The following is a 24,582-nucleotide window of genomic DNA, read 5'->3' as shown; positions in this document are numbered from 1 at the left end:
CAACAATCAGGCGGTTTGTTTTGGAATCGCTTTTTCTATGAACGATGAATATTGATTGTGAGTTAAAATAACTTTTTGCTACGGGCTAGCCATGAAAATGGGGCTAAAAATGATAAAAAACCATAAAAACATCTAAATAATTGGTTATTGTGCAATTGTATCTTTAACTAAATTCACCTTGAGGTTGTCATGCTTTTAATTACAACAATGGCTGATATCTTCGCTGCTTGAAAATATCAATTTTGATCATAATTGGAGCGAGCATGTTAAAGGTTAACGAGTATTTTGATGGTCAGGTGAAATCGATTGGGTTTCAAAGTGAGAGTAAACCTGCTTCGGTCGGGGTAATGGAGCCTGGTGAGTATGAGTTTGCTACGGCTGCTGCAGAAGTTATGGTGGTGGTATCTGGTGTGTTGACGGTCATTTTACCGGGTGAATCAAATTGGACAAGCTATAAGGCGGGAGAGCAATTCCATGTGGGCGCAGATCAAGTGTTCCAAGTTAAAATTGCCCAGCAAAGTGCTTATCTTTGTCTTTATGGTTAAATCGAATTTATCAAGAAATAAGGCCAAATTTGCTTTTAGCCTTACTTCTTGAATTCTGAGTCTTTTTTAGCTTTTATCCTATCTCTTAGTTTTGCTGCATTTCCTCTTGGCGCTTGTTGTGCCTTGGCCTCAACTGTACCCACTGTCGGTTAACTTGGGCTGAGGTTCGCGCCAATTCTCGCTGTCAGTCACTTTGCTCAACGCCCTTCCTGGCTGGGAAGCAGGGCTTATCGTTTGCAAACCGGCTGGTTGATTGGCCCTATTGCTTTGCAGTTTGATTTACTGGTTCTGCCGATGATTGATTGGATTAGATTTCTATCAAAGTGAAATAGCACTACATGTTCGGATGTTTAACGCTATCCTATGAAATAGACTTGATAAATGAATGTACCGCCACATCACTGGATTGAGAATTTCGCGGTAGATCACAGCTTTAAGTTTTAATCTGTTTCTCTATAGCGCTCGAGACCTTTTAGTTATAGCATCAAAGAGATAAAACATGCATAATATTGGCATGTTTAAAATCGGAGCTTAACCATGCTAAATATCGATGACCCAGCTCAAGTCCAAAAAACGCCGGCAATCTTACGTCTTGGCTTTAGACCCTTTTTTTTAGGCGGAGCGACCGTTGCTGCTTTGTTTATCCCTTTGTGGTTGTTGACGTGGTTCTATCCCCAATATAGCTCCTTCGATAATCAGTTTTGGACCCAAGTCGTGCCTTTATGGTGGCATCCCCATGAAATGCTTTTTGGCTTTGGCTTGGCGATTGTTTGTGGTTTCTTGCTGACAGCAGTACAAACTTGGACGAATCAACCGAGTTTAAGTGGTTGGCCTCTGGCTGCGACTTTTGCGTGTTGGCTGATGGCGAGGCTATTTTTGCTGATGCCCGGAAATATTCCGTTATGGGTTCCTGCGCTATTTGACAGCCTATTTTTGGGCTTGGCAGCATTGCGCTTATGGCAGTGTATTTTTAAAGTTCGCCAATGGAACAACATCGGTTTTCCACTGATGATTATGATGGCGTTAGTGATTAACTTACTGAGCTATTATGCTCTATATCAACGAGATTTTAGCTTAAGCCATCATATCTGGCAGGGCATGCTTTGGTGGTTAGGCTTAGTGATTACCATCGTTGGTGGTCGCGTGATTCCGTTTTTTACTGCAATGAAGTTAAAGCATACCAAGCCTGCACCGATTGTTTGGCTTGATCGCACGATTATTGCGTTGATGCTGTTGCTGATTGCGCATGGCATTGGGCAGTTCTTACCCATGATGATTGAACAGGCGGTGCTTTTTGTGACGGCTAGTTTGCATTTGGTTCGCTGGCTGCGTTGGTTGCCGCAACGTACATTGAAAGAACCTATGCTCTGGTCATTACAACTGCCATACTTGTTTTTGCCCTTGACGCTCTTTGGGCTGGCTTGGTTTGTTGATAACGCATTTGCCTACCGTAGTCTATTACACTTATTTGCCATCGGTTGTATGGCTGGGCTGTGTCTTTCAATGATCTCTCGAGTGTCTTTAGGGCACACCAGTCGCAATATTTATCAAGGACCAAAGATGACCATTGCCTTTGTCAGTATTGCTTTGTCTGCCGTTGTAAGAGCGATTTTACCTATCATTGCGCCTCAATATATTGGGGAGTTTTTCTGGATTGCTGGTGGACTTTGGTTTGTCGCATTTGCGATGTTTGTTTGGCACTATGCGCCGATTTTATCGAAACCTCGGGTGGATGGTCGTCCGGGTTAATCGCTGTGGTAATGATTGAAGTTGTATAGGGCGTTGCCCTAAAGCGCGACGATGAGTATGAAGTGCTGTCATCTGGTGTGGCAGATTGAGTAAACTATGCAGATCATAGATAGTACGCCTTATGTCGCACTATCACGTCTATCCTGTTGGAAGTGTTTATGACGATTTCGAATAAAAATAGTAAGAATAATTTGTGGGCTCAATTGAGTGGGACTTTGGCATTTGCGATTGCGTTTACAGCGCCTGCATACAGCGCGGATGCTACTGATACCGCATTTGAAAAGAAGCACCCTGAGCAGTATCAATCTTGGTTAGCAACATCAGAGCAAGTTGAGCGAGAAGACATGCTCGCAAACTATCCTGCGGCAGTGATTCTATGGGCGGGCTCTTCATTCGCAAAAGAATACAATAGCCCTCGAGGTCATCATTTCGCGGTTGCCGATGCAAGTCATTCGCTGCGGACTGGCGTACTTCCGGCTGATGGTAAAAAAGGGTTGTCTGCGAGTTGTTGGACGTGTAAAACGCCCGATGCTCCGCGATTGATGAAAGAGCTGGGAGTTGAAGGGTACTCGGCGAAGAACTTTGCTGAACTAGGCACTGAAATAAACAGCGTCGTGTACTGTACAGATTGTCATGAAAAAGGGAGTGCGAAACTCGCATTACCGAGACCTCATGCACAAGATGCAATGGCGAAAGTTCATCTTCCTTTTGAAAAGCAAGATATCAACATGCAGGGGTCGCAGGTATGTGGTCAATGTCATGTGACTTATTACTTCCAACCAGAGCGCAGCAATAAGGTTAATATTCCTTGGATATTTGGAAATGACGCTGACAAAATTGAAAAGTATTACGATACTCGTCGGTTCTATGAGTGGTTACACCCAATATCAAGAACGCCAATTCTCAAAGCTCGCCATCCAGAGTTTGAGCATTGGAGCCGCAGCGTGCATGCTGAGCGTGGTGTAAGTTGTATTAGTTGCCATATGCCTGAAAGTGAGAACAAGGATGGGAAAAGCTATACCAATCATCAGGTTGGCAAAGCGATGGATAATTATGCACAAGTTTGCCAATCTTGCCATGGCAATAAGCAAGCGTTGTTAACCAAGCTTGAAGACGGCAAACATCAAATAGAAAGCCGTGCCCGTAAGGTCGAAGGCTTACTGGTCAAAGCTCATTATGAAGCCGGTGCTGCGTGGGATGCTGGTGCAAATTGGGCGGTGTTAAATGATGCCATTATGGCGATTCGACATGCGCAATGGCGTTGGGATTTTGCAATGGCGTCCCATGGTTTGTATGCCCATAATCCGAAGGAAGGGATTCAGTTGCTTGACACTGCGATTGAGCAAGTGACCTATGCTCGGAAGGCTTTGGCTGAAATTTTGAGCATGTATAAAGTGGAGAGCGTTGCGTATCCTGATTATTCAACCAAGCAGGCTGCTCATAAAGCCGTGGGTATTTCTCTTGAAAAGCTGACGGCAGAGAAAAAGGCATTTATTGAAGCTGAGCTTGATAAGCACTGGCCTAAAGTGTCTCGTCATGGTTACGAATAACCGAGCTGTGCAGGCATCATTGTGAAACTCTGAATGGACGATTTAGAGTGAATTGATTCGGAATATTTAAGATTGAAAAGCCCGCTGCAAAGCGGGCTTTTTTTGTTTTTTTAAATGTAAGCCAATGTATTTTTTGGGCATGTCCTGCGAGAAAGCAGGCTAGAATGAAAGTGTTTTTCGAAGGTCTACGAATAAAAGTCAAAAGTATTTCGCTTTGCCAAGAACTTTAGACTGGTTAACGAGTCGATAACAATAATGAATAGATGCCGAGTCCATGTATTGACGGGGCGGCAAGTAATTGCACCATATTTGAATCGTGTGCATTAGGGAGAAATTGAATGGATCGCTTTAGTACCAGTATATGTCTGACAGTAGCGCTCTACAGTGGACTGGCAAGTTTTGCGGTAACCGCACAATCTAGTCATGTTCCTGGCTTCACGCCCCAGCTGTTGAAAGCTCCATTTCGACTAACTCATCAAGTGATACCTGCCGATATATTGCCCGATGATGGTAAAGAGTTGGTGTTGCTTGGGGTGAACGATAGTAAACAACGCATGTTAGCCATTTACAAATTCGACACGAAATCGGCCCAATATAGTTTGGCATATCAGCATGAAATACCGTCAAAGTATCATAGCTTTGATCTGTCTTCAGAGTATCTGGGTCAGCGACAAACCTTGTATTTTCAATCCAGTGGGCAGGTGAGTCGATATCAACCGACACATCAGCAAAAGGTATTTGAGAAAGTCGCAGATATTGATTCCATGCTGCTGGCTCGTTATCCAGATTTCATTCGTGAAGATGACTTTGTCAAAGATATCAATGGCGATCAGCAAGACGATATCCTCGTGAGTGATTTCAGGCAGTCGCATCTATTACTTGCAGATGGAGCAGGACGGTTTAGTAAATTATCCTTGCCAATCCCCGCCCAAGTTCAAATTGAGTCAAATGGTGCTTCTTATACCCAAACCGCAACATATTTTGCAGATATGAACATGGACAATCGCCAAGACATTGTGACTATAGGTGAAGGTGAGCTACAGGTGTTCTATCAAACGCCGCAGCAGAAGTTTAAGACGATCCCTGAGTTTATTCCGGTGCGACAGGCAATCAGTAGTATGGATTGGTGGAAAAAGCGTGATGCGTATGGAGAGCAGCTCGATCAAAGCGATTTGACCTATCGTAAAGTGGAGGCGCTCAAGGATATCAATAACGATGGCGTGACCGACCTTATTCTGCGCTATACCAAAAGTTCTGGGGTTTTTGACCGAATCAATGATTATGAAATCTTTCTGGGTCAAGCTAAGCAAGATCAGCTAAGTTTTGCGAATGAGCCATCCAGTGTTGTCCGTGCCGATGGTACCTTAACCGGGTTGAAGTTCATTGATATCGATGATGATGCACGTGATGAAGTGTTAGTGGCAGGATTTGATATTGGTTTATCGCAAATCATTGGCGCCTTGTTAGCCGGCAGCATCGACCAAGACGTATATCTGTTTAAGATGGATGAAGCAGGGCATTTTGCAAGCCAGTCTAATATCAGCAAAGAAGTGGAGCTTAGCTTTAGTTTAACCTCGGGCCAAACAGGTAACCCTGTGGTCGAACTCGCCGATATCAATGGTGACGGCCGCAAGGATTTGCTGTTGTCTGACGGTTTAGATTCTCTCAAAATTTATTTTGGTCGAGATCATAAAAGTTTATTTAAAAGCCGGGCGTTAACATTGCCTTTTCAGTTGCCTCAAGATGGTGGCAATTTGATTTGTGATGATATTAATGGCGATGGTAAAGAGGATGTGTTGATTAAATATGGCCGCCAAGATGCCAAGGAAAGGCAACGTCAGTTTCGAGTGTATTTATCTAGTTAATTCGTTGCCGGTATGGTTAAAACCTTGCGGGTGATACACCTGTGAGTTTGAGGCGTCGGGCATGTTAGATGAACGATATTTCTGACTTTGCACCAGTCCCCCAAGCTTGCAAGGGGGAACCCTAGCAGATGCAAGGTTCTGCGATTATAATGCCCTGCTTTAGAGAATACTGGCTAGGTACAAGCGAACAATGGACGAGATTCAACTGCAGCTTACCGCTGATGGTTCACACACCCTAATGAACACTCGGCTTGATGAAAGCTACCATGCGCATAATGGTGCATTGAGTGAAGCTATGCATGTGTATGTAGAGGCGGGTTTTGATGCCGTTGCTAAGCTATTATGTCATCCCGTTCGCGATGACGGCGAATATCGTTCCGATTGCCTCTCTATAGAGCTCGGTCGACCTATAAACATTTTGGAGTTTGGGTTCGGTTCTGGGTTAAATGCCATTCTAACCCTTGAACGTGCTGTAGAAACTAAGCGTGCGGTGCGCTATATCGGGTTGGAAGCGCAGCCTTTGCCTCAAAAAATTACTTCGCAATTAAATTATCAACAGTTTTTAGATCCAGAAATTGAGGGGCTTCTCGCCAAATTACACTCGAGTCCTTGGGAGCATTGGACTCAAATCACGCCTCGGTTTGATGTGCTAAAAATAGCATCAAGACTTGAAGATGTTGTTGTATCGTCTAACGCGAATTACGGTCAGTTCTCCACGAAAGAAATGCCAATTGATTCAATAGATCTGATTTATTTTGATGCATTTGCTCCCAATCGGCAGCCGGAGGTTTGGTCAGTCGCAAATTACCAGAAGTGCTTTGATTTATTGCGAGCTGGGGGATTGCTGGTGACCTACTGTGCGAATGGTCAATTTAAGCGAGATTTGAAAACCATCGGATATCAAGTTGAGGTGTACCCTGGCGCTTTGGGTCGTCGGGAGATGACTCGAGCTTGGAAGCCGAGTTAGTTTTTGTAAAACATCGATGAATGAAGTGAGTCGCGGTAAATATCAAGGCGTCACAACAGACAACTGATGGTCTCAGTTGAGTAAAAATAGTGTCGCAAGCCCTAAGAAGGCAAATAAACCGATAACATCGGTGACGGTTGTAAGTACCATACCGCCGGCCAAGGCTGGGTCAATATTTAGCTTTTTCAGTATCAACGGAATACTCGCGCCCGCTAAGCCTGCGACCGTCATGTTGATTAACATTGCACCCCCAATTAGGGCGCCGAGTGCCATATCGCCTTTCCAGAGCCATATCGCACCAAATACGAGCACCGACCACAATAAACCATTGAGAAAGCCAATGGCGAGTTCTTTACCGATCAGCCAGCGTGAGTTACTTTGCCCAATATGACCCAATGCAATCCCTCGAATAACCAAGGCTAAAGTTTGGTTACCTGCGACACCACCCATACTGGGTACAATGGTCATAAGAATCGCAATCGTTGCAAACTGTTCAAGCGTTCCTTCAAACATATTGCTGACAGAGGCTGCAAGCAATGCAGCAAATAGGTTAATGGTGAGCCAAAGCGAACGCCGGAAGGTACTTTTTAAAACTGGGCCAAAAGTATCTTCATCATCATCCATCCCGGCCATACCCATCATTGAGTGCTCGGCATCTTCACGAATAACGTCGACAATGTCATCAATTGTCACCCTGCCGAGCAATTTACCATCGTCAGCAATAATCGGTGCGGATAACCAATCATGACGTTCAAACAACTGCGCCACTTCAGTATCTGACATGCCCACTGGAATTCCTTCGAGATCGGGATCCATGACATCTCGCACAGATGTGTCAGGATTGCAGGTCAGTAGGTGGGTAATTTTTATTCCGCCAAGAAGCTGATCTCGCTTATCAACGACATAAAGGGTATCGGTTGCATCTGGCAGCTCACCGCGGATGCGTAGATAACGTAGAATGACGTCAATATTGACATCCGGTCGCAAGGTGACGGTATCTGTGTTCATAATACTGCCAGCCGTGTCTTCTGGGTATGACAAGGCTTTTTCAACGCGAGCACGATCCTGACTACTCATTGAGTGCAGAACTTGATTGTAGAGCGTGTCTGGCAGGCTTCTTAAAATATAGGCAAGATCATCGGTATCCATACCGGTTGCCGCTCGGGCAACTCGTTCGGGAGCCATTTGGCTAATTAACTGATCTTTTAGATCTTCACCAAGCTCATCGAGAATATCACCGGTGTGCTCTTGATCGATGAGTTGCCATAAAACCTCACGGGTTTTTGGCGGTGAAGACTCTAGAATAAAGGCGATATCTGAGGCTGCCATATTATGCAACATATCGCGAACATGGACGAACATACCGCTACCAAGCGCTTCATTTAGGCGGCTTAGACGTTGTGCAGTGAGTTCATTGTCCAGGACTTCGATTGGCATATATATCCCCAGAAAAATGTAACGGGTTAAGCTTTAGAGGCGTTGGGCGCCATTATACCGATAATCTTAGAAACTTCAGCAGCTAACCTCATATTTAGATTGCTGCTCGGATCATTTTTAAGCGTTGATTATTTAGCATCGTTTCTTGCTGTGGAGGTACAATGTCGGTTTGCGACTTTATTCATGGATTTGAATGCAATCGCATTGAATAGCATAGTCGAGAGGGCGTCAGAGGTAAATGGTGGTGAGGCTAGCTTTCTTCGTCAAACCTGGCATGAATGAGATTGCAAACGGCCTCAAGCGCAATTTCTGCATCTGCACCAGTTGCTTCTACGAGAATAGATTTCCCCATCCCACTTTCGAGCATGAGTAGGCCTAAAACACTTGCAGCCGAGGCTTTTTTTTCCCCTTGATTTAGGGTGACTTCGGCATCAAACTCGCTGGCTAAAACAGCAAGCTTAGTTGCCGCTCTCGCATGAAGCCCTAATTTATTGCAAATGGTGATTTCACGTTTAAGTGTTGGCATTTGTGAGCTCACGGTGACGGGCTTGGACGTTGTGTTTCGTCGATGCGAGTCGAATAGCGAGTTGCTCAGCGATATAAACCGAACGATGTTGACCACCGGTACAGCCGATTGCAATGGTGAGATAGCTGCGATTATTCCGTTCAAGGTGAGGAAGCCAAGTTTCAAGCAGGTTTTCAATTTGTAGAATAAATTTAGTAACCATGGGCTGGCTGCTTAAAAAAATCTGCACCGGCTCATCTAAACCTGTGAGAGGTCGAAGCTCTTGCTCCCAATGTGGGTTTGGTAAAAACCTCACATCAAACATAAAGTCTGCTTCTGTTGGCATGCCATGCTTGAAACCAAAAGATTCAAAATTAATCACTAAGTCTTTTTCGACTCGGCCTAATAACTTTTCCCGAACCGTATCGCTTAAATCATAAATGTTCATATTTGAACTATCTATGTAATGGTCAACCATTTCTGATACTGGTTTAAGCATTTCACCTTCAGCTTTGATGGCGTCTTGCAGGGAGGATTCACTTTTGGAGAGTGGGTGTAAACGGCGGGTTTCGCTATAACGTTTGAGTAAGACCTTGTCATTTGAATTCAAGAAGAAGCTGGTGATTTCAATATCATCTGATAATTTAGATAACTCACGTTTAAGAACCTTTCCTTGTTCAATGATATTGCGAGCATCGACGCTGATTGCAACCAGATCATTATTGCCTTTGAGCTGCTTGAGCAGTTCGCCAATCATGGTTAGGGGCAAATTATCAACGCAATAGTAATCTAAATCTTCCAAGACACGCAGTGCGACGGACTTCCCTGAGCCTGAGCGCCCGGATACGATAACCAGTTTCATCCATTAATTACCTGATAAAGTTCTTCATCATCGATACAACGACGGAGTTTCTTAAGGGTTTGTTTATCGTTTAACTTTTCTGCCATACAAGAAAGTGTGCTGAGATGCTCTTGGCATTGATCTGCCGGACAAAGTAGTGCAAATAACACGTCAATCGGCTTTTTATCGATTGCGTCAAAATCGATAGGCGTATTGCACTTGATGAAAACGGCAATAGGCTCGTCAATGTTCGAGAGGCGGCCATGGGGAATGGCAATCCCGTTGCCAATACCTGTGCTCCCCATTTTTTCTCGAGCCAATAGACTTTCAAATACTTCTTGGGCAGAAAGGTGGCTATATTGAGCTGCGACAACATCGCTAATGAGCTCAAGCACCTTTTTTTTGCTGCCCGGAGCCGCACAAGTGGTGCACTCCGGTCGCAGAATGGTTGTGATTTCCATTATTAATGTTTCGTCAGTTTCTCTTTATGGCGAATAACCTGGCGATCAAGCTTATCAATCAATGAGTCAATTGCTGCATACATATCTGCATTTTCAGCAATGGCAAAAACTTCGGTACCTTTAAGGTGTAACCTCGCTTCTGCTTTTTGTTGTTTTTTCTCAACATTGAGTACAACGTGCACATTATTGATCTGATCGAAATGGCGTTCAAGTTTAGAAAATTTGGAATTTACATATTCTCGCAGAGACTCTGTGATCTCAATGTGATGACCTGTCAGGTTGATTTGCATAGAAATATTCCTCCAATGTTCTATTGTTTTTACAAACTCTTACGTTGATTTGAGGGGGGAATTAACATAGCCTCCCGATATTTGGCAATCGTTCGCCTAGCAACGTTTATTCCCTGTTCTGCCAGAAGTTGCGCCATTTTGCTGTCACTTAAAGGCTTCTTCTGGTTTTCCGCAGCGACGAGTTTCTTAATAAAGGCTCTGATCGCTGTTGACGAGCATTCACCACCATCTTCTGTACCTACATGGCTAGAGAAGAAGTATTTCAATTCAAAAATACCCCGTGGTGTATGCATGTATTTTTGCGTGGTAACTCGTGAAATAGTTGATTCATGCATTTCAACCGCTTCGGCAATATTATTTAAAACCATTGGCTTCATAGCTTCTTCACCAAATTCAAAGAAGCCTTGCTGGAAGTCAACAATACAGGTCGCGACTTTCAGTAGCGTATCATTTCGGCTTTCTAAGCTTTTAATAAACCATTTGGCTTCTTGCAGATGGCCACGGATAAATTGGCTGTCTGACTGGCTTTTGGTGCTGCGAGCCATTGCGGCATAATGCTGGTTGATATTGATTTTTGGCATGTTGTCTGGATTAAGTTCAACGACCCAGCGGCCACTTTTCTTCATCACAGATACATCAGGAATCACGTACTCATCTTCACCCGGAGTTATCAGTGCTCCAGGACGAGGGTTGAGTGTTTGGATTAATAATATCGCATCTCTTAATTCAGCTTCTTTAAGCTTTGTTTTCCGCATGAGCTGGCGAAAATCTCGTCCAGCAATCAGGTCAAGGTGATCTTTAATTAAAATGCGCGCATTATCGATGTGTGGTGTATCCGCTGAAAATTGTTGAAGCTGAATGAGTAAGCATTCACTTAAATCGCGGGCTGCAACACCAATGGGGTCAAAATGTTGTACGCGTTTTAGTACGGCTTCGACTTCATCTAATTCGACCTCTTCATCGCCCATTGCTTCTAAAATATCTTCTGTGCTTTGAGTGAGGTAGCCGCGCTCATCGATTGCTTCGATGATTGCTGTTGCAATGGCTAAATCGGTATCACTAAATGGTGTAAGGTTTTTTTGCCATTCTAGATGTTCATACAAGCCTTCACTGGTTTCACCTTGGAAGGGCATATCGTCCCCGCCGATTGCTGGTGCTGCACTTGTTGTTGGCGCCGCGCTGAGCACTTCATCCCAAGTGGTATCCATTGGAAGCTCATCGGGCATTGAATCTTTATTGAGGGCTTCAGAGGTTTCTAGGGATGAAAGGTCAGTGTCAATGTCATCGGGAACGGCTGTAACTTCAGATGGGTCTGTTTGTTCTATCTTTGCGGTATAATCAGCTTCATCATGGAGTTCATCTTTTTTATTTTCAGCTGCTTCTACTTCACTATCAAATTGATCGTCTTCCAACTCTAGCAAAGGATTCGAGTCCAGTGCTTGCTGGATCTCTTGCTGAAGTTCAAGTGACGAGAGTTGCAACAAGCGGATCGCCTGTTGTAATTGAGGCGTCATAGTGAGTTGTTGGCCCAGCTTTAGCTGGAGTGACGCTTTCATCGTGCCGCTAATCCCTACTCTTTAATTTTAAAAAGAAAAATCTACTAAGCTAACCCGTTGGTTGAGTATACACTTTGCCTGAGGCCTTGCTAATGCTCAACGTGCGTTTTGCTTGAATTATATTAACTATAGCTTGAATTGTTCACCTAAGTACACCGCGCGAACCTCTTGGTTGTCTAAGATCTCAGCAGGCGTACCTTCGGCAATCAAGTTTCCGTGGCTAACAATGTAAGCATGCTCACACACATCGAGTGTTTCACGGACATTGTGGTCGGTGATCAATACGCCCAGGCCACGGTTCTTCAGTTGTTCAATAATCTTTTTAATATCAATAACCGAAATTGGGTCTACGCCCGCAAAGGGTTCATCTAACAAAATGAATTTCGGGTTTGCTGCGAGCGCTCGGGCTATTTCTACTCGGCGTCGTTCACCACCAGACAAAGACATACCAAGGCTGTCACGAATGTGAGTGATATGAAACTCTTCCAGTAGGTGTTCCATCTCCGCTTCACGGTCATTGTTAGATAATGACTTTCGGGTTTGCAAAACAGCCATGATATTGTCGCGAACGCTAAGCTTTCTAAAGATGCTCGCTTCTTGCGGTAGATAGCCAATCCCCTTGCGTGCCCGCAAATGCATTGGATCTGCAGTCAGTTCATCTTCATCGATGAAAATTCTGCCTTTGTCACTTTTCACTAAGCCAACGACCATGTAGAACGTGGTCGTTTTTCCCGCACCATTAGGACCGAGCAGGCCGACAATTTGCCCTGTTTTGACGCTCAAACTGACGTCTTTGACTACGTTGCGGTTTTTATAGCTCTTCGCTAAATTTTCTGCAATTAGCTGATTCTGGCTCATTTGCTCTCCGGCTCTTTTGGCATCGGCGCAGTGTCAGGTTCGTTGTTTTTTGGCTGCTCAGTTTGAGGAACACCCTCTGTCGGCAGTTCTTCATAGTTTTGGGGTTTAATGATAGTTATGACGCGGTCATCCCCTTGACCGGAGCTTTCCGCTATAAGCTGCTGGCGAGCAATGTCGTAACGTATCTGGCTTGCGGAGACTTTACTCCCTGCTTGATCCAACGTGGCGTCGCCTTTGAGCGTCATGGTGCGCTTGTCTATCTCGTAACGAATTTCATTGGCACTCGCTGTTGCGATACGGCCATCATCCATTTCTTGGGAGTAGGTCGCAGGTGTTCCAGTCGCTACAATCACACTATTGTTGGACTTCTTCTCGGTAAAAGCGCGCAGTTCATCAGCATTAATTTTGATGCTGCCTTGGGTCACTTCTACTGGTCCGTAGTAGATCACTTGGTTATTTTTGATATCACCATTTTGTTTTACAGCTTGGACTTTGACCTGCTGTTTTAAGTCACCTTGCTTGGCAATGGCACCGACGCTTACAGTGCATAGAATTGCCGCAATCATTAATTTAGTTCGTTTCATATATTCCTACTACCTGACTCAATAAGTGCACCTCTTGTGCATTCAGATCAGCATAAAGGCCTGTTCCTTGGACATTAAAGCCATTCCCTTTGATGGTAATCTTATCATCAGAGGTCATAATCATTGTATTAAGGTCGAGCTCAAGTACCGTGGTCGAAAGTGACTGGATCGGTTCGTGTGGTGCTATGGCATCAATAATAACATTCGTTTCAAGAACAACCTTACCTGTGTTTTTATTTAAATTGCCGGTTTCGGCACTTAAGCGCCATTGGGTTTTGCCTTCATCTGGGTATACAAGGTACACCGGATTGGTGAAGAAAGTTAAATTGCTACTGTCGAAGTGTTCCATATGAGTCGCGGTCACGCGTGTGTGAACTTCGCCTTTTTCATCGAATTCAACACTGCGGAGGTCATCCACAACAAAATCAGGCCGCACACCGCTTTCAATCGTGCTGCTTTCTTGCTGGCTTCTTTTAACTTGAACTTGCCAATACAAAACTATGGCCGCGCTAAAGAGCGCGATGATGGCAAGTGTGATTCGATTCATACGCTCATTCCACGTGCGTCTTTAAACTTGTCTTGACTGAGAAGTAACAAATCGCTGAGCTCTCTTAATGCCCCTTTTCCGCCTGCAATATAAGTGACGAGATCTGCGTGTTGTTTCACATATGGATGACCATCTTGAACACATACGGAAAGACCGACTTGCTCCATCACAGCGAGATCAACCATATCATCACCGATATAGGCGACTTGCTCTGGTGTGACTTGATATAGGGATAGCAATTCTCGGTATGGAACCAATTTGTTATCAATACCTTGGTAGATATGTTGAATGCCGAGGGCTTGCATTCGGTTACTAACAATAGCGGAATTACGACCGGTAATAACGGCAACTTGAATGCCAGCATTAATGAGAGATTTGACCCCATACCCATCTCGGGTATGAAAAGCCTTCAATTCTTCTCCTTGGTTCCCCATATACACTTGGCCATCAGAAAAAACACCATCGACATCGCATATGAGCAATTTAATTTGAGCGGCTTTTTCCCATGACTCAGCGGCTACAGGGCCATATAATCCTTGTTTTTCCATGGCTTAAATCACTCCGGCTTTGACCATGTCAAGCATGTTCAAAGCTCCGATGGGTTGGTGGGCAGCGTCAACAACGATAAGGCCGTTAATGTTCTTTTCTTCCATGATTTTCAGTGCTTCGGCAGCCAAAATATTTTCAGTGATCGTAATGCAATTCGGCGTCATCACTTCAGCTATTTTTGTGGCGCGCAGGTTGATTTGCGCATCAATGACTCGGCGAAGATCACCATCGGTAAAAATGCCGGCTAATCGGTGATGTTCATCAACAATCGCCGTCATGCCTAAGCCTTTTTTAGAGATTTCGTAAAGGGCGTCGGTGATGCAAATGTCATGGTCAACTATGGGTAAACCGTTCCCTTTGTGCATCACATCGCTGACTTTTAGCAGGAGTTTTCGTCCTAAGCTACCGCCGGGATGTGACAGTGCAAAATCATCTTTTGTAAAGCCTTTTGCTTGTAGTAAAGCGACAGCGAGCGCATCACCCATCACTAGTGTTGCAGTTGTACTTGACGTCGGTGCTAGGCCTAATGGACAAGCTTCTTCTGGTACTTGAATACATAAATGTAATTGCGATACTTTCGCCATCGTAGAATTGGGTTTGCCCGTGACAGCTATGACCGGCAGCCCCATGCGTTTGATGACAGGCATCAGGGTGAGTATTTCGCTAGACTCTCCTGAGTTGGAAATGGCGAGAACGATATCGTTTTCCGATAGCACACCCAAGTCACCATGGCTCGCTTCACCTGGGTGAACGAAAAATGCAGGTGTGCCTGTACTCGCCAACGTGGCTGAGATTTTGTTGCCAATGTGGCCAGACTTGCCCATTCCCATGACAATGACTTTACCTTTACAAGCCAATATCAATTGGCAAGCGTCTGCGAACTCTTTGGAGTCAACGTATTGATAAAGATTGTCGAGGGCATCTCTCTCAATATCAATGACATTGCGTCCCCATTGGCGTAGCTGGGTTTGTTCTACCATTTTAGTCTCTCTTGTATGCTGTAGCCTTTATTGTTCCAACGGCTCGCTTCTATTTAGTGAGCGAGGAATAAAACGATTTGGTACACAATAAAGGTGATCAATAATAGGGCACCATGGACGCGATTAAGTTCGCGTTTCTTTCCACTTAATAATACCAAAACTGCAAGCGCAGCGCTGGTCGCTAAAACCATATAAAAGTCTCGACCACTGGCTGCGGCATCAATGGCACCAGGTGCGAGTAATCCAGGTATTGCTAAAACTGCGAGAATATTAAACAAATTCGAGCCAACAACATTGCCGATGGCGAGATCATCTTCATTCTTCAATATGCCGGCTACTGAGGCGGCTAGCTCAGGTAAGCTAGTCCCGATTGCAATAATTGTGAGCCCGATGACGAGGTCTGATAAACCAAACGATTTAGCAATTCCTACGGCACCTTGAACCATCCAGTCAGCAGATAACGGGAGTAAGATTAAACCTGCAATTAACCAAAAGACAGCTTTAGATGTGGGCACATCTTTGGGTATTTCTTGTTCCATATCCTCAACCATAGGATCTTTTGTTTTATTGCTAAGCGCTTGGCGTATGATGTAGGCCATCGTCACAAAAAATGCGATCGCTAAGGTAATACCATCAGCAAAGCTTAGGATGCCATCATGTAAAAGGTATCCAGCCAAAAGTGTTGCGCCCAACATTAATGGTACTTCGCGCTTCAGCGTTTGCGAGCTTACTGATATATGACCGATTAAAGCGGTAATTCCGAGAATGAGTGCGATATTGGCAATGTTCGAACCCAATACGTTGCCTACAGCGGTATCGGGCATGCCATCCAGTGCTGCCGTGGCCGCAACAAACATTTCTGGTGCTGAACTACCCATCGCGACAATTGTCAGACCAATTAACATTGGCGGCAAGCCTAGGTTACGAGCGAATGCGCCTGCGCCATACACAAACTTGTCCGCGCTCCACACTAAAAGTGCGAGCCCAGCGACCAAAATAGCAATATTGAATAACATTAATTAACAATTGAGTGGAATATTGGCATGCATTTTCGCTGGATTTGAGCAAAATTGAAAGTATCATGAGCAGATAGTCTCGATTTGGTTGTACAGAAGGATGCAATTACGTACAATTTGCGGTTCTTTGACGGTGGCTAGGATGGCTATACTCTCCCTCTTCTCCTCCCTTTTTTCGTAGTAGGTATCAATCACAAACATGACTTCACAACCTTTGCCTTTAGTTGAAATTCGTAATCTTGAGTTTAAGCATGGCTCACGGGTTATTTACGATGATATTTCATTGACAATTCCTCGAGGAAAGGTGACCGCGATTATGGGGCCAAGTGGTATCGGTAAAACGACACTGTTAAAGCTTATTGGTGGTCAATTGACCCCTAGCAAAGGGCAAGTTCTTTTCGATGGGGTTGATGTTCACGGGGCGAGTCGTAGCCAGCTTTTTGAGTTGCGTAAGCGTATGAGCATGTTGTTTCAAAGCGGGGCGCTATTTACGGATATCAATGTTTTTGACAATGTCGCTTTTGCGTTACGCGAGCATTCCGAATTACCGGAGAACATTATTCGAAAAATTGTGTTGATGAAGCTTGAAGCCGTAGGGTTGAGAGGTGCTGCGCAATTGATGCCCAATGAGTTATCTGGTGGTATGCAGCGCCGAGCTGCACTTGCTCGTGCGATCGCGCTTGAACCTGAGATGGTGATGTATGACGAACCATTTGCTGGGCAGGATCCGATTTCAATGGGCGTGCTTGTGAAGTTGATTCGAGATCTTTCAGATTCGTTAAGCTTAACTTCAGTTGTGGTTTCCCATGATGTAGATGAAGTGCTTGGCATTGCTGATTATGTCTATGTTATCGCCGACCGAAAGGTGATCGCAAAAGGCTCGCCAGCTGAGCTACGGCAAGCCAATACACCGCAACTGAAACAATTTATCGGCGGAGAGCCGGATGGACCTGTGCCTTTTCATTATCCGGCACCAGATTATAAAGAGGAATTACTTAATGGCAGTCGCTGATGGCGTTCAACTGCTAGGGCGCAGAACCCTAAAGGCGATTTCGGGCTTGGGACGTGCAGGCCTTATGTTATGGGGGGCGATCGTTCGCCAGCCAAACTTTAAGAAAGGGTTGCCACTGCTGTTGAAGCAGATCTATGTCGTGGGCGTCCAGTCAATGGTCATTATCCTCGTATCGGGTTTATTTATTGGCATGGTACTCGCGCTGCAAGGCTACAATGTTTTAGTTGAATTTGGCACTGAAGAGAGCTTAGGGCCTATGGTGGCTTTGGCGCTCATGAGAGAACTTGGCCCAGTTGTTACCGCGCTGCTATTTGCTGGGCGGGCGGGTTCTGCATTGACGGCAGAGCTAGGCTTAATGAAGAGTAGCGAGCAGCTTTCTAGCTTAGAAATGATGGCTATTGATCCTTTAAAGCAAGTCGTGGCACCACGTTTTTGGGCTGGTGTGATTAGCATGCCTTTGCTGGCATTAATGTTCACAGCGGTTGGAATCTACGGCGGCCACCTTGTCGGTGTAGAGTGGAAGGGGATTGATAGCGGTGCTTTTTGGTCAATTTTACAAGCTTCAGTGGAATGGCGACAAGATATCGTGAATTGCATTATTAAAAGTGGTGTATTCGCTTTTGTGGTGACATGGATTGCGCTCTATCGTGGTTATCATGTCGTGCCCAACCCTGAAGGGATTAGTAAAGCAACCACCCAAACTGTGGTACAAGCCAGTTTGGCTGTTTTGGCATTAGATTTTCTGCTGACCGCAATGATGTTTGCGCGTTAGTCATATGATATTTAGTTTTTGAATGAATTTGAGTGGTAGATAAAGATGTCGACAAGGAAAATAGAATTATTCGTAGGAATGTTCTTACTGGCAGGTATAGCAGCGTTTTTGGTGCTGGTTTTTAAAGTTGCGAATATCGAAGTGCAGTCGGCGGATAGTCGATATCAGTTAACGGCTCGCTTTGACAACGTTGGTGGTTTAAAAGTGCGCTCTCCGGTTAAAGTTGGAGGTGTCGTCGTGGGCCGAGTGATGGATATACACTTAGACCCTGATCGGCAAGAGCCGGTCGTAACCATTAGTATTGATAGAAAGTATAGTTTTCCGGAAACCAGTAGCCTTGCCATTTTAACTTCTGGGTTACTTGGTGAGCAGTTTTTGGGTTTAACACCTGGCTTTGTTGATGATGATATTGCCATGTTAGATGATGGAGACAGAATCGATGACACACGCTCGGCGTTAGTTTTAGAAGATTTGATTGGCCAGTTCTTGTATAGCGTGTCGAATAAAGACGAATAAGGAGAGAAAAGCACGATGAAAATTTTATTAAATTCATTACTCGGTTTGTGCTTGATGGGTGGGATGGCGCAAGTTCAAGCTGAGCCTCAAAATTCTGCAGCAATTCAAGCAGAGCAAGTGAATACCCATAATCCTTATGAGATGGTACAAGTCGTTGCTAAAAAGACTTTTGACCGCTTTAATCGAGACTTTCAAAAGATTGAAGCAGATACCGGTCATTTGAAAGTGATCGTACGTGAAGAGTTAATGCCTTATGTCGATTATAAGTATGCTTCGTATAAAGTCATGGGCAAATATTTACGCGAAACTACCAAGCAGCAAAGACATGATTTTGTCGACGCATTTGAAGGATACCTGATTTCAACGTATGCCCAAGCTTTTACTGAATATACCAATCAAAAAGTGCAGTTTGAGAAGGGCGCAGATTATACCCATGAAAAGATTGTGGAAGTAAAAGTCAGTATTATTGAGGATGGGCGCCCGCCAATTAAGTTGCTGTTTAAAGTTAGACGTCTCAAAGATGATTCTTGGAAAGCGTTTGATATGGTGGCTGAAGGCGTTAGCCTTTTAGCCTCTAAACAGTCTGAAGTGACCTCGCTGATCCGTAAAGAGGGGATTGATTCTGTCATTCAGATGCTCAAGAAAAAAACGGGTGAAAATATAAGTGCGGCTAAAACGGTGGAGAACCGTCTTTGATGGCCAGTTTTAATGAGCACGCAAATCAGTGCAACTTAAGTGGCCGTCTTTCTGCTACTGAAGTGAAAAGTTTGTGGTCACAGCGTACTCAGATTCTGTCTAGTGATATTCAGCAGCTGAATCTATCGCGACTGGAATTTGCAGATAGTGCTGGTGTCGCATTTTTGCTTGAATTATTGGCAATACAACGTACATTAAATCCAAATTTCAAACTCGTTGCGCCAGCAGCGCAGCTTGAAAAGCTTATCGCACTCTATGATCTCGAAAAGTTTTTTGAATCAAAGGGCGACGCCTAAACCTGTATAAAGGCATTATATTTATGGAAAACAATGAATTAGAACAAAAGCTTGAAGATATTAAACAAGCTTTGAATACAGCGATGGCGCTTGAAGAGCTTCAAGTGACTGCCGAAGGTACACATTTCAAAATTATTGCTGTTGGTGATTGCTTTGATGGATTAAGCAAAATTAAACAGCAACAAGCAATATATGGCCCGCTGATGGATAAAGTAACCAGCGGTGAGTTACATGCAATTACAATTAAGACTTTCACGCCGACTCAATGGAAACGCGAAAAAGTTTTCAACATGGTGTAGAGATTAATTCGTGGATAAGTTAACAATTCAAACAAGTGGTGCTTTGCAGGGGCAAGTGGTTATTTCGGGAGCCAAGAATGCGGCATTACCGATTTTAATGGCTGGCGTGCTCGCAGAAACTGATTTTATTGTCAGTAATGTGCCAAACCTTCGAGATGTCAAAACCAGCTGCCAGCTACTGCGATGCCTAGGTGCAGAAGTCAGTGAACTCGAAGATGGCAAAGTCTCAATATCAACCCAAAAGCTTGATCAGTATTGCGCGCCTTATGACTTGGTCAAGACCATGCGGGCGTCGATTTTGATCTTGGGCCCGCTATTAGCTCGCTATGGTCAAGCCGATGTATCTTTGCCGGGGGGCTGTGCGATTGGTGCGCGTCCTGTCAACCTTCACTTGCATGGCCTGGAAGCCATGGGGGCTCAAATTGAGGTGCAAGAAGGTTACATCAAAGCCAGAGTCGATGGACGCTTAAAAGGTGCCCATATCTTTATGGATATGATCAGTGTTGGCGCCACAGAAAACCTACTTATGGCGGCAGCATTAGCTGATGGTGAAACCATTATTGAGAATGCAGCCCGTGAGCCCGAAGTTGTGGATTTAGCAAATTGCTTAATTGCTATGGGTGCGAAGATTGAGGGAGCAGGTACAGATACAGTACGCATTCAAGGTGTCGAATCTCTCCAAGGTTGTGAATACCGAGTGATGCCTGATCGAATCGAAACCGGTAGTTTTTTGGTTGCGGCGGCAGTAACGCGAGGTCGCATTCGGTGTGTTTCAGCTGATCCGGGGTCGCTGGAATCTGTCCTTGCGAAGCTTGAAGATGCTGGGGCGAGCATTAGTTCCGGCGATGACTGGATTGAGCTTGATATGCATGGCAATCGCCCTCAAGCGGTGAACATCAAGACCGTGCCTTATCCTGGTTTCCCAACCGATATGCAAGCTCAGTTCTGTGTTTTGAATGCTTTAGCTGAAGGGACAGCGACCATTACGGAAACTATTTTCGAAAACCGTTTTATGCATGTGCCGGAATTAATTCGCATGGGCGCATCGATGGAGCTTGAAGGCAATACTTGCATTATTCACGGTATAGAAAAGCTCAATGGTGCCCAGGTGATGGCCACCGACCTACGGGCTTCGGCAAGTTTAGTGATAGCAGGTTTGGTTGCTGAAGGCGTCACGACAGTCGATCGAATTTATCACTTAGATCGGGGTTATGAGCATATTGAAGAGAAATTCCAAGGACTGGGCGGTGAAGTCACTCGCATAAGCTAATTTGTCAGTGAGTATCTGTCGGAATTATCCGTTTTAAAAATCATAAAAAGCCAATCGTCAGATTGGCCTTTTTCTTATTTGTTGCCGCTGTTGAGGGACTATTGGCTGTAGTTGATTGGCTTCTCTGCGATTGTAACAGCAACTTCGTAAGGTTGCCCCTGCCGGATAATGGTTAACGTGACCGTACTACCGGGCTTCGTTTCGGCGACTCGGTCCATCAGCATTTCAAACCCAGGGACTTCTTCACCTTCAAATTGAATGATCAGATCTCGAGGCTGAATTTGAGCTTTTGCTGCCGGTCCGGTTGGGTCCACGCCCGAAATCAAAACACCTTTGACTTCCGGCAATTTGAAAATTTGTGCCATTACTGGGGTGACGGCATCGCCAGAGACGCCAAGCATGCCTCGAATTACGCGGCCATCTTTGATGAGCTTTTGCATGATGCTATAGGCAAGTTTTGTGGGGATTGAAAAGTTAATTCCATGGTTACCACTATCTCCGCCCACTTTAAACGCTGCAGTGTTAATCCCTATTAAATCCCCTTGGGTATTAATCAGCGCACCGCCGGAATTACCTTCATTAATTGCGGCATCCGTTTGTAAAAAATCAAGGTAGCCAGAGCTTAAACCATTGCGGCCTGTGGCGCTGATGATGCCTTGGGTAATGGTTTGCCCAAGGTTATATGGATTGCCGATAGCCAGAACGACATCACCCACTTCAGGTAAACTATTCAAATTGAGGGGAGCTACTGGGAGATTATCACCTTCTATCTTGAGTACGCTTAAATCTGTGTCCGGATCTGAGCCGACGACTTCAGAAGTGAATTTCCGACCATCTTGTAGCGCAATGACGATTTCGTCTGCAGATTTTATTACATGGTAGTTGGTTAAGATGTAGCCTTGCGCGCTCATGATAACCCCAGAGCCGAGACCTTGAAGTGCTCCAGGGTTGAGCGGTCGGCGCTGGTCGATACTCAAACTATAGATATTGACCACAGCGGGTGCTGCGCGGCGGACAGCTTTGGCAAAAGATAGCTCGCTCCTGCCAGTATCTTTTGGTTTAAAGATTTGGCTATGCAAGGTTCCATTCGTTAAGTAAGAATTCGCCATAAGAAAGATGGCGGCGACCACCAAGCCAATAATGACGGCTTTTCCTACATATAAAACGGCGTTTTTAAACATGAAATTAAGGCGCTATGATGAACGAGACTGACTAGCGTAACATAATTCAACAATTGTGTATAAAGGTCTGTATTTATTGGGGCTTGTGCCGCAAACACAAAAAAGGAAGGCTGAATGCCTTCCTGTTCTTGTGCACGTTATAAGACTAGCGTAAGACTAAATACAGCTGGCTTTCTCCGCGGCGGATCTTAAGGGCTGCGGTTCCTGATTGATCCTTCAAAATTTTCTTCAGTGTTTTGAGGTTCTTCACTTTAGTGCGGTTTACACCAACGATAATATCACCTTCCAACAAGCCGTTTTGTGCTGCTGGAGAGCCCTGAGCAACAGCCGAAATTTTCACACCTTGTTTCGTATTTTCAAGGCTGGCTCCTGCAAGCATTCGATGTACAGCACCGGCAGTTGCTTCTTTATTTTGGTTGGCCTCGCCAAGCGTTACTTTGGTGGTTTCTTCGTCGCCATCACGAATAAACCCTAGTGTAACTTTGGCACCGGCACCAAGAGTGGCAATTTTAGCTCGTAATTCTTGGAAGGTTTTAATTTTTCGCCCATTGATGCTGGTAATAATATCGCCAGCTTTGATACCGCCTTTTTCTGCTGCGCTATCAGGCATCACTTCATTCACGAACCCGCCATGCTGCGTGTCTAAACCAAATGCCTCAGCAAGCTGGTTGTCGAGGTCTCGGCCTGAAATACCAAGAACACCGCGGCGAACTTCACCATGCTCGATAATTTGATCAATGAGATTGTGAACCATATTGGCTGGAATCGCGAAGCCGATCCCAACGTTGCCGCCGTTTGGACCAACGATGGCAGTATTAATCCCGATGAGTTCACCATTCAAATTAACGAGTGCTCCTCCGGAGTTTCCACTATTAATGGCGGCATCGGTTTGGATAAAGTTTTCTAGCATCTCAATGCCTAAACCGCTGCGGCCGAGCGCGCTCACGATCCCCGAGGTGACCGTTTGACCTAAACCAAAAGGGTTGCCAATGGCGACGGTAAAGTCACCTACACGGAGTTGATCAGAATTGCTCGATTTTATCTCAGTTAGGTTTTTGGCTTTAATTTGCAATAGTGCGATATCTGAATCTGCATCAGCGCCAATTAACTTTGCGTCGACTTCACGACCATCATGAAGACCAATTTTAATATCATCAGCCCCCTCAATGACATGATTGTTGGTGACAATATAGCCTTCTTTAGCGTCAATAATGACCCCAGAGCCTAGGCCTCTAAATGGCTTTTCTCTAACTTGTTCCTGAGGGGCATTTGGGCCGAAAAAATAACGAAATACGTCGGGTACGCGCTGTTTGGAAACATGAGTTCCTGATACTGCCACAGAGACTACTGCCGGTGTGGTACGTTCAAGCATTGGCGCTAGGCTTGGCATTGACTGACCATTAACCGTTTGCGGAATCGCGGCATGAGAAGTGGCAGGCATCATGGTTAAAGTAGCGCTCAGGATTGCGGCTGACAGTAAGGAAATTTTTGTCTTCATCTAATCGTTACTCCAATTTCTAATTCAAAGACTGTGATACGTCCTGGTAAGTACTCCGACCTTTCGTTGTTTAAAAAAGTTCAGCAATTTTGCCTCACTAGAATGTATCAGGATGTTTTTTCATCTTCTTTTACTTGGTTTTCTTTACATTCATCAGTTGGATTTTCAGCTTCAATTGGCTGCTCTGGTGCCGTTTCTGTGGCCTCATCAGTATCAGCATGTGCTGCTTCGAGTTCTGAAGTTTCTTCAACCTGTGCAACGCTTAAGATCTGCAGTGATTTCTTTCCTGCATCTTGTCCTAGGCCTTGAGCTGATTCATTCCAATGTTGATTGACGCGGTTTAATTGTTCAGTTAATTGGCTGAGCAATTGGTAGTGCTCGTCAAAATGGTCTGCAACCTCTTGCTTATGCTGACTCATTTCTAGCTTCGTTTGCTCTAACTCTTCATTGCGACTGTTATTGGTCGCATTACGAGAGAACATGCTACGAATCACATAACCTAAAATAACACCAATCGCTAATGCGGCAACGGTAATCACCCAACTCATACTAAAGTCTCCTTATTTAAAGTAACAAAAGCCCCCAAAATGAAGGCCAACACATTGTATTCAAATAAGGGGTTTTACCTACCCTTCGCTTAGCAGAAGCTGACTGAATGCAAGTTAATAACAAATATGTGTACGCGCATGGTTTTTTTCAACTGTTGGTTTGTCATTAGTTAGTGAAATCGATTCTAGTGTGA

At 44.7% G+C, this 24,582-nt stretch carries 27 protein-coding genes; 12 read left to right on the top strand and 15 right to left on the bottom strand.

Annotated elements, in window-relative coordinates; translation table 11 throughout:
* The first annotated feature begins 263 nt into the window (after positions 1–263).
* From ppnP to mnmC2, 5 genes are all read left to right on the top strand, one after another.
* Positions 264–545 (top strand): pyrimidine/purine nucleoside phosphorylase, encoded by a 282-nt coding sequence (gene ppnP, locus IEY18_RS08375; RefSeq protein WP_188919708.1) that lies wholly within the window; start codon positions 264–266, stop codon positions 543–545.
* 537 nt (positions 546–1,082) lie between these two features.
* The gene (locus IEY18_RS08370; protein ID WP_188919706.1) at positions 1,083–2,294 is read left to right on the top strand and encodes an NnrS family protein; all 1,212 of its coding nucleotides are present in this window, start codon (positions 1,083–1,085) and stop codon (positions 2,292–2,294) included.
* 158 nt (positions 2,295–2,452) lie between these two features.
* Positions 2,453–3,844 (top strand): ammonia-forming cytochrome c nitrite reductase subunit c552, encoded by a 1,392-nt coding sequence (locus tag IEY18_RS08365; RefSeq protein WP_188919704.1) that lies wholly within the window; start codon positions 2,453–2,455, stop codon positions 3,842–3,844.
* A 338-nt stretch (positions 3,845–4,182) separates the two neighbouring features.
* Positions 4,183–5,709 (top strand): FG-GAP repeat domain-containing protein, encoded by a 1,527-nt coding sequence (locus IEY18_RS08360; protein WP_188919702.1) that lies wholly within the window; start codon positions 4,183–4,185, stop codon positions 5,707–5,709.
* Between the two features lie 190 nt (positions 5,710–5,899).
* Positions 5,900–6,676 (top strand): tRNA (5-methylaminomethyl-2-thiouridine)(34)-methyltransferase MnmC2, encoded by a 777-nt coding sequence (gene mnmC2, locus IEY18_RS08355; protein WP_188919701.1) that lies wholly within the window; start codon positions 5,900–5,902, stop codon positions 6,674–6,676.
* A gap of 72 nt (positions 6,677–6,748) precedes the next feature.
* Here mnmC2 and mgtE read toward each other — a convergent pair whose 3' ends face one another.
* The 12 genes from mgtE to IEY18_RS08295 form a co-directional block, all read right to left on the bottom strand.
* Entirely contained in the window at positions 6,749–8,113 is a 1,365-nt protein-coding gene (mgtE, locus tag IEY18_RS08350; protein ID WP_188919699.1) for a magnesium transporter, read from the bottom strand.
* Positions 8,114–8,363: 250 nt separating this feature from the next.
* Entirely contained in the window at positions 8,364–8,639 is a 276-nt protein-coding gene (locus IEY18_RS08345) for an HPr family phosphocarrier protein (protein ID WP_188919697.1), read from the bottom strand.
* Complete coding sequence (gene rapZ, locus IEY18_RS08340) at positions 8,626–9,480, bottom strand: RNase adapter RapZ (protein WP_188919696.1); 855 nt, start codon at positions 9,478–9,480, stop codon at positions 8,626–8,628. Before rapZ ends, IEY18_RS08345 begins: the two co-directional genes overlap by 14 nt.
* A complete protein-coding gene (ptsN, locus tag IEY18_RS08335; protein WP_188919694.1) occupies positions 9,477–9,920 on the bottom strand; it encodes a PTS IIA-like nitrogen regulatory protein PtsN in 444 nt (147 codons plus the stop codon). The genes rapZ and ptsN overlap by 4 nt, the downstream gene beginning before the upstream one ends.
* A 2-nt stretch (positions 9,921–9,922) precedes the next feature.
* Complete coding sequence (gene hpf / locus IEY18_RS08330) at positions 9,923–10,210, bottom strand: ribosome hibernation promoting factor (protein WP_188919692.1); 288 nt, start codon at positions 10,208–10,210, stop codon at positions 9,923–9,925.
* A gap of 29 nt (positions 10,211–10,239) precedes the next feature.
* Complete coding sequence (locus tag IEY18_RS08325) at positions 10,240–11,766, bottom strand: RNA polymerase factor sigma-54 (protein ID WP_188919690.1); 1,527 nt, start codon at positions 11,764–11,766, stop codon at positions 10,240–10,242.
* Between the two features lie 126 nt (positions 11,767–11,892).
* Positions 11,893–12,624: an LPS export ABC transporter ATP-binding protein gene (lptB, locus tag IEY18_RS08320; RefSeq protein WP_188919688.1), complete on the bottom strand. Its 732-nt coding sequence runs from the start codon at positions 12,622–12,624 to the stop codon at positions 11,893–11,895.
* On the bottom strand, positions 12,621–13,208 hold the full coding sequence (lptA, locus tag IEY18_RS08315; protein ID WP_188919686.1) for a lipopolysaccharide transport periplasmic protein LptA: 588 nt from the start codon (positions 13,206–13,208) through the stop codon (positions 12,621–12,623). The genes lptB and lptA overlap by 4 nt, the downstream gene beginning before the upstream one ends.
* Positions 13,195–13,755 (bottom strand): LPS export ABC transporter periplasmic protein LptC, encoded by a 561-nt coding sequence (lptC, locus tag IEY18_RS08310; protein WP_188919684.1) that lies wholly within the window; start codon positions 13,753–13,755, stop codon positions 13,195–13,197. Before lptC ends, lptA begins: the two co-directional genes overlap by 14 nt.
* Positions 13,752–14,303 carry a 3-deoxy-manno-octulosonate-8-phosphatase KdsC gene (gene kdsC, locus IEY18_RS08305; RefSeq protein ID WP_188919682.1) on the bottom strand — a complete coding sequence of 184 codons (552 nt, stop codon included), beginning with the start codon at positions 14,301–14,303 and terminating at the stop codon, positions 13,752–13,754. Before kdsC ends, lptC begins: the two co-directional genes overlap by 4 nt.
* A 3-nt stretch (positions 14,304–14,306) precedes the next feature.
* Positions 14,307–15,284 carry a KpsF/GutQ family sugar-phosphate isomerase gene (locus IEY18_RS08300; RefSeq protein WP_188919680.1) on the bottom strand — a complete coding sequence of 326 codons (978 nt, stop codon included), beginning with the start codon at positions 15,282–15,284 and terminating at the stop codon, positions 14,307–14,309.
* Between the two features lie 53 nt (positions 15,285–15,337).
* On the bottom strand, positions 15,338–16,300 hold the full coding sequence (locus tag IEY18_RS08295; protein ID WP_188919678.1) for a calcium/sodium antiporter: 963 nt from the start codon (positions 16,298–16,300) through the stop codon (positions 15,338–15,340).
* Positions 16,301–16,499: 199 nt separating this feature from the next.
* Between IEY18_RS08295 and IEY18_RS08290 the strand changes: the two genes are divergently transcribed.
* The 7 genes from IEY18_RS08290 to murA all read left to right on the top strand — a co-directional run bounded on the left by IEY18_RS08290 (position 16,500) and on the right by murA (position 21,161).
* Positions 16,500–17,312 (top strand): ATP-binding cassette domain-containing protein, encoded by an 813-nt coding sequence (locus IEY18_RS08290; protein WP_188919676.1) that lies wholly within the window; start codon positions 16,500–16,502, stop codon positions 17,310–17,312.
* Positions 17,299–18,084, top strand: a complete 786-nt coding sequence (gene mlaE / locus IEY18_RS08285; protein WP_188919675.1) for a lipid asymmetry maintenance ABC transporter permease subunit MlaE — start codon at positions 17,299–17,301, stop codon at positions 18,082–18,084. Before IEY18_RS08290 ends, mlaE begins: the two co-directional genes overlap by 14 nt.
* Before the next feature lie 45 nt (positions 18,085–18,129).
* Positions 18,130–18,600 carry an outer membrane lipid asymmetry maintenance protein MlaD gene (gene mlaD, locus IEY18_RS08280; RefSeq protein ID WP_188919673.1) on the top strand — a complete coding sequence of 157 codons (471 nt, stop codon included), beginning with the start codon at positions 18,130–18,132 and terminating at the stop codon, positions 18,598–18,600.
* A gap of 63 nt (positions 18,601–18,663) precedes the next feature.
* Positions 18,664–19,296, top strand: coding sequence for an MlaC/ttg2D family ABC transporter substrate-binding protein (locus IEY18_RS08275; RefSeq protein WP_229779801.1), 633 nt, complete (start codon positions 18,664–18,666; stop codon positions 19,294–19,296).
* Positions 19,296–19,592: an STAS domain-containing protein gene (locus IEY18_RS08270; RefSeq protein WP_188919671.1), complete on the top strand. Its 297-nt coding sequence runs from the start codon at positions 19,296–19,298 to the stop codon at positions 19,590–19,592. Before IEY18_RS08275 ends, IEY18_RS08270 begins: the two co-directional genes overlap by 1 nt.
* A gap of 23 nt (positions 19,593–19,615) precedes the next feature.
* Positions 19,616–19,891 (top strand): BolA family protein, encoded by a 276-nt coding sequence (locus tag IEY18_RS08265; RefSeq protein ID WP_188919669.1) that lies wholly within the window; start codon positions 19,616–19,618, stop codon positions 19,889–19,891.
* A 10-nt stretch (positions 19,892–19,901) separates the two neighbouring features.
* Complete coding sequence (gene murA, locus IEY18_RS08260) at positions 19,902–21,161, top strand: UDP-N-acetylglucosamine 1-carboxyvinyltransferase (protein WP_188919667.1); 1,260 nt, start codon at positions 19,902–19,904, stop codon at positions 21,159–21,161.
* A 98-nt stretch (positions 21,162–21,259) separates the two neighbouring features.
* Here the strand turns inward: murA and degS are convergent, their stop codons facing one another.
* From degS to IEY18_RS08245, 3 genes are all read right to left on the bottom strand, one after another.
* The gene (degS, locus tag IEY18_RS08255; protein ID WP_188919666.1) at positions 21,260–22,342 is read right to left on the bottom strand and encodes an outer membrane-stress sensor serine endopeptidase DegS; all 1,083 of its coding nucleotides are present in this window, start codon (positions 22,340–22,342) and stop codon (positions 21,260–21,262) included.
* A gap of 145 nt (positions 22,343–22,487) precedes the next feature.
* Positions 22,488–23,840 (bottom strand): Do family serine endopeptidase DegQ, encoded by a 1,353-nt coding sequence (gene degQ / locus IEY18_RS08250; RefSeq protein WP_188919664.1) that lies wholly within the window; start codon positions 23,838–23,840, stop codon positions 22,488–22,490.
* A gap of 107 nt (positions 23,841–23,947) precedes the next feature.
* Entirely contained in the window at positions 23,948–24,388 is a 441-nt protein-coding gene (locus IEY18_RS08245) for a Z-ring associated ZapG family protein (protein ID WP_188919662.1), read from the bottom strand.
* Positions 24,389–24,582 lie beyond the last annotated feature (194 nt).

Origin of the sequence: Shewanella gelidii (assembly GCF_014647855.1) — a bacterium.
Classification (GTDB): Bacteria; Pseudomonadota; Gammaproteobacteria; order Enterobacterales; family Shewanellaceae; genus Shewanella; species Shewanella gelidii.
This window is presented reverse-complemented; position numbering and strand designations above follow the sequence as displayed.

Excerpts from the sequence above, each read along its gene's own strand:
- ppnP (WP_188919708.1), top strand. The coding sequence starts at position 264 with ATGTTAAAGGTTAACGAGTATTTTGATGGTCAGGTGAAATCGATTGGG.
- IEY18_RS08370 (WP_188919706.1), top strand. The coding sequence starts at position 1,083 with ATGCTAAATATCGATGACCCAGCTCAAGTCCAAAAAACGCCGGCAATC.
- IEY18_RS08365 (WP_188919704.1), top strand. The coding sequence starts at position 2,453 with ATGACGATTTCGAATAAAAATAGTAAGAATAATTTGTGGGCTCAATTG.
- IEY18_RS08360 (WP_188919702.1), top strand. The coding sequence starts at position 4,183 with ATGGATCGCTTTAGTACCAGTATATGTCTGACAGTAGCGCTCTACAGT.
- mnmC2 (WP_188919701.1), top strand. The coding sequence starts at position 5,900 with ATGGACGAGATTCAACTGCAGCTTACCGCTGATGGTTCACACACCCTA.
- mgtE (WP_188919699.1), bottom strand. The coding sequence starts at position 8,113 with ATGCCAATCGAAGTCCTGGACAATGAACTCACTGCACAACGTCTAAGC.
- IEY18_RS08345 (WP_188919697.1), bottom strand. The coding sequence starts at position 8,639 with ATGCCAACACTTAAACGTGAAATCACCATTTGCAATAAATTAGGGCTT.
- rapZ (WP_188919696.1), bottom strand. The coding sequence starts at position 9,480 with ATGAAACTGGTTATCGTATCCGGGCGCTCAGGCTCAGGGAAGTCCGTC.
- ptsN (WP_188919694.1), bottom strand. The coding sequence starts at position 9,920 with ATGGAAATCACAACCATTCTGCGACCGGAGTGCACCACTTGTGCGGCT.
- hpf (WP_188919692.1), bottom strand. The coding sequence starts at position 10,210 with ATGCAAATCAACCTGACAGGTCATCACATTGAGATCACAGAGTCTCTG.
- IEY18_RS08325 (WP_188919690.1), bottom strand. The coding sequence starts at position 11,766 with ATGAAAGCGTCACTCCAGCTAAAGCTGGGCCAACAACTCACTATGACG.
- lptB (WP_188919688.1), bottom strand. The coding sequence starts at position 12,624 with ATGAGCCAGAATCAGCTAATTGCAGAAAATTTAGCGAAGAGCTATAAA.
- lptA (WP_188919686.1), bottom strand. The coding sequence starts at position 13,208 with ATGAAACGAACTAAATTAATGATTGCGGCAATTCTATGCACTGTAAGC.
- lptC (WP_188919684.1), bottom strand. The coding sequence starts at position 13,755 with ATGAATCGAATCACACTTGCCATCATCGCGCTCTTTAGCGCGGCCATA.
- kdsC (WP_188919682.1), bottom strand. The coding sequence starts at position 14,303 with ATGGAAAAACAAGGATTATATGGCCCTGTAGCCGCTGAGTCATGGGAA.
- IEY18_RS08300 (WP_188919680.1), bottom strand. The coding sequence starts at position 15,284 with ATGGTAGAACAAACCCAGCTACGCCAATGGGGACGCAATGTCATTGAT.
- IEY18_RS08295 (WP_188919678.1), bottom strand. The coding sequence starts at position 16,300 with ATGTTATTCAATATTGCTATTTTGGTCGCTGGGCTCGCACTTTTAGTG.
- IEY18_RS08290 (WP_188919676.1), top strand. The coding sequence starts at position 16,500 with ATGACTTCACAACCTTTGCCTTTAGTTGAAATTCGTAATCTTGAGTTT.
- mlaE (WP_188919675.1), top strand. The coding sequence starts at position 17,299 with ATGGCAGTCGCTGATGGCGTTCAACTGCTAGGGCGCAGAACCCTAAAG.
- mlaD (WP_188919673.1), top strand. The coding sequence starts at position 18,130 with ATGTCGACAAGGAAAATAGAATTATTCGTAGGAATGTTCTTACTGGCA.
- IEY18_RS08275 (WP_229779801.1), top strand. The coding sequence starts at position 18,664 with ATGGCGCAAGTTCAAGCTGAGCCTCAAAATTCTGCAGCAATTCAAGCA.
- IEY18_RS08270 (WP_188919671.1), top strand. The coding sequence starts at position 19,296 with ATGGCCAGTTTTAATGAGCACGCAAATCAGTGCAACTTAAGTGGCCGT.
- IEY18_RS08265 (WP_188919669.1), top strand. The coding sequence starts at position 19,616 with ATGGAAAACAATGAATTAGAACAAAAGCTTGAAGATATTAAACAAGCT.
- degS (WP_188919666.1), bottom strand. The coding sequence starts at position 22,342 with ATGTTTAAAAACGCCGTTTTATATGTAGGAAAAGCCGTCATTATTGGC.
- degQ (WP_188919664.1), bottom strand. The coding sequence starts at position 23,840 with ATGAAGACAAAAATTTCCTTACTGTCAGCCGCAATCCTGAGCGCTACT.
- IEY18_RS08245 (WP_188919662.1), bottom strand. The coding sequence starts at position 24,388 with ATGAGTTGGGTGATTACCGTTGCCGCATTAGCGATTGGTGTTATTTTA.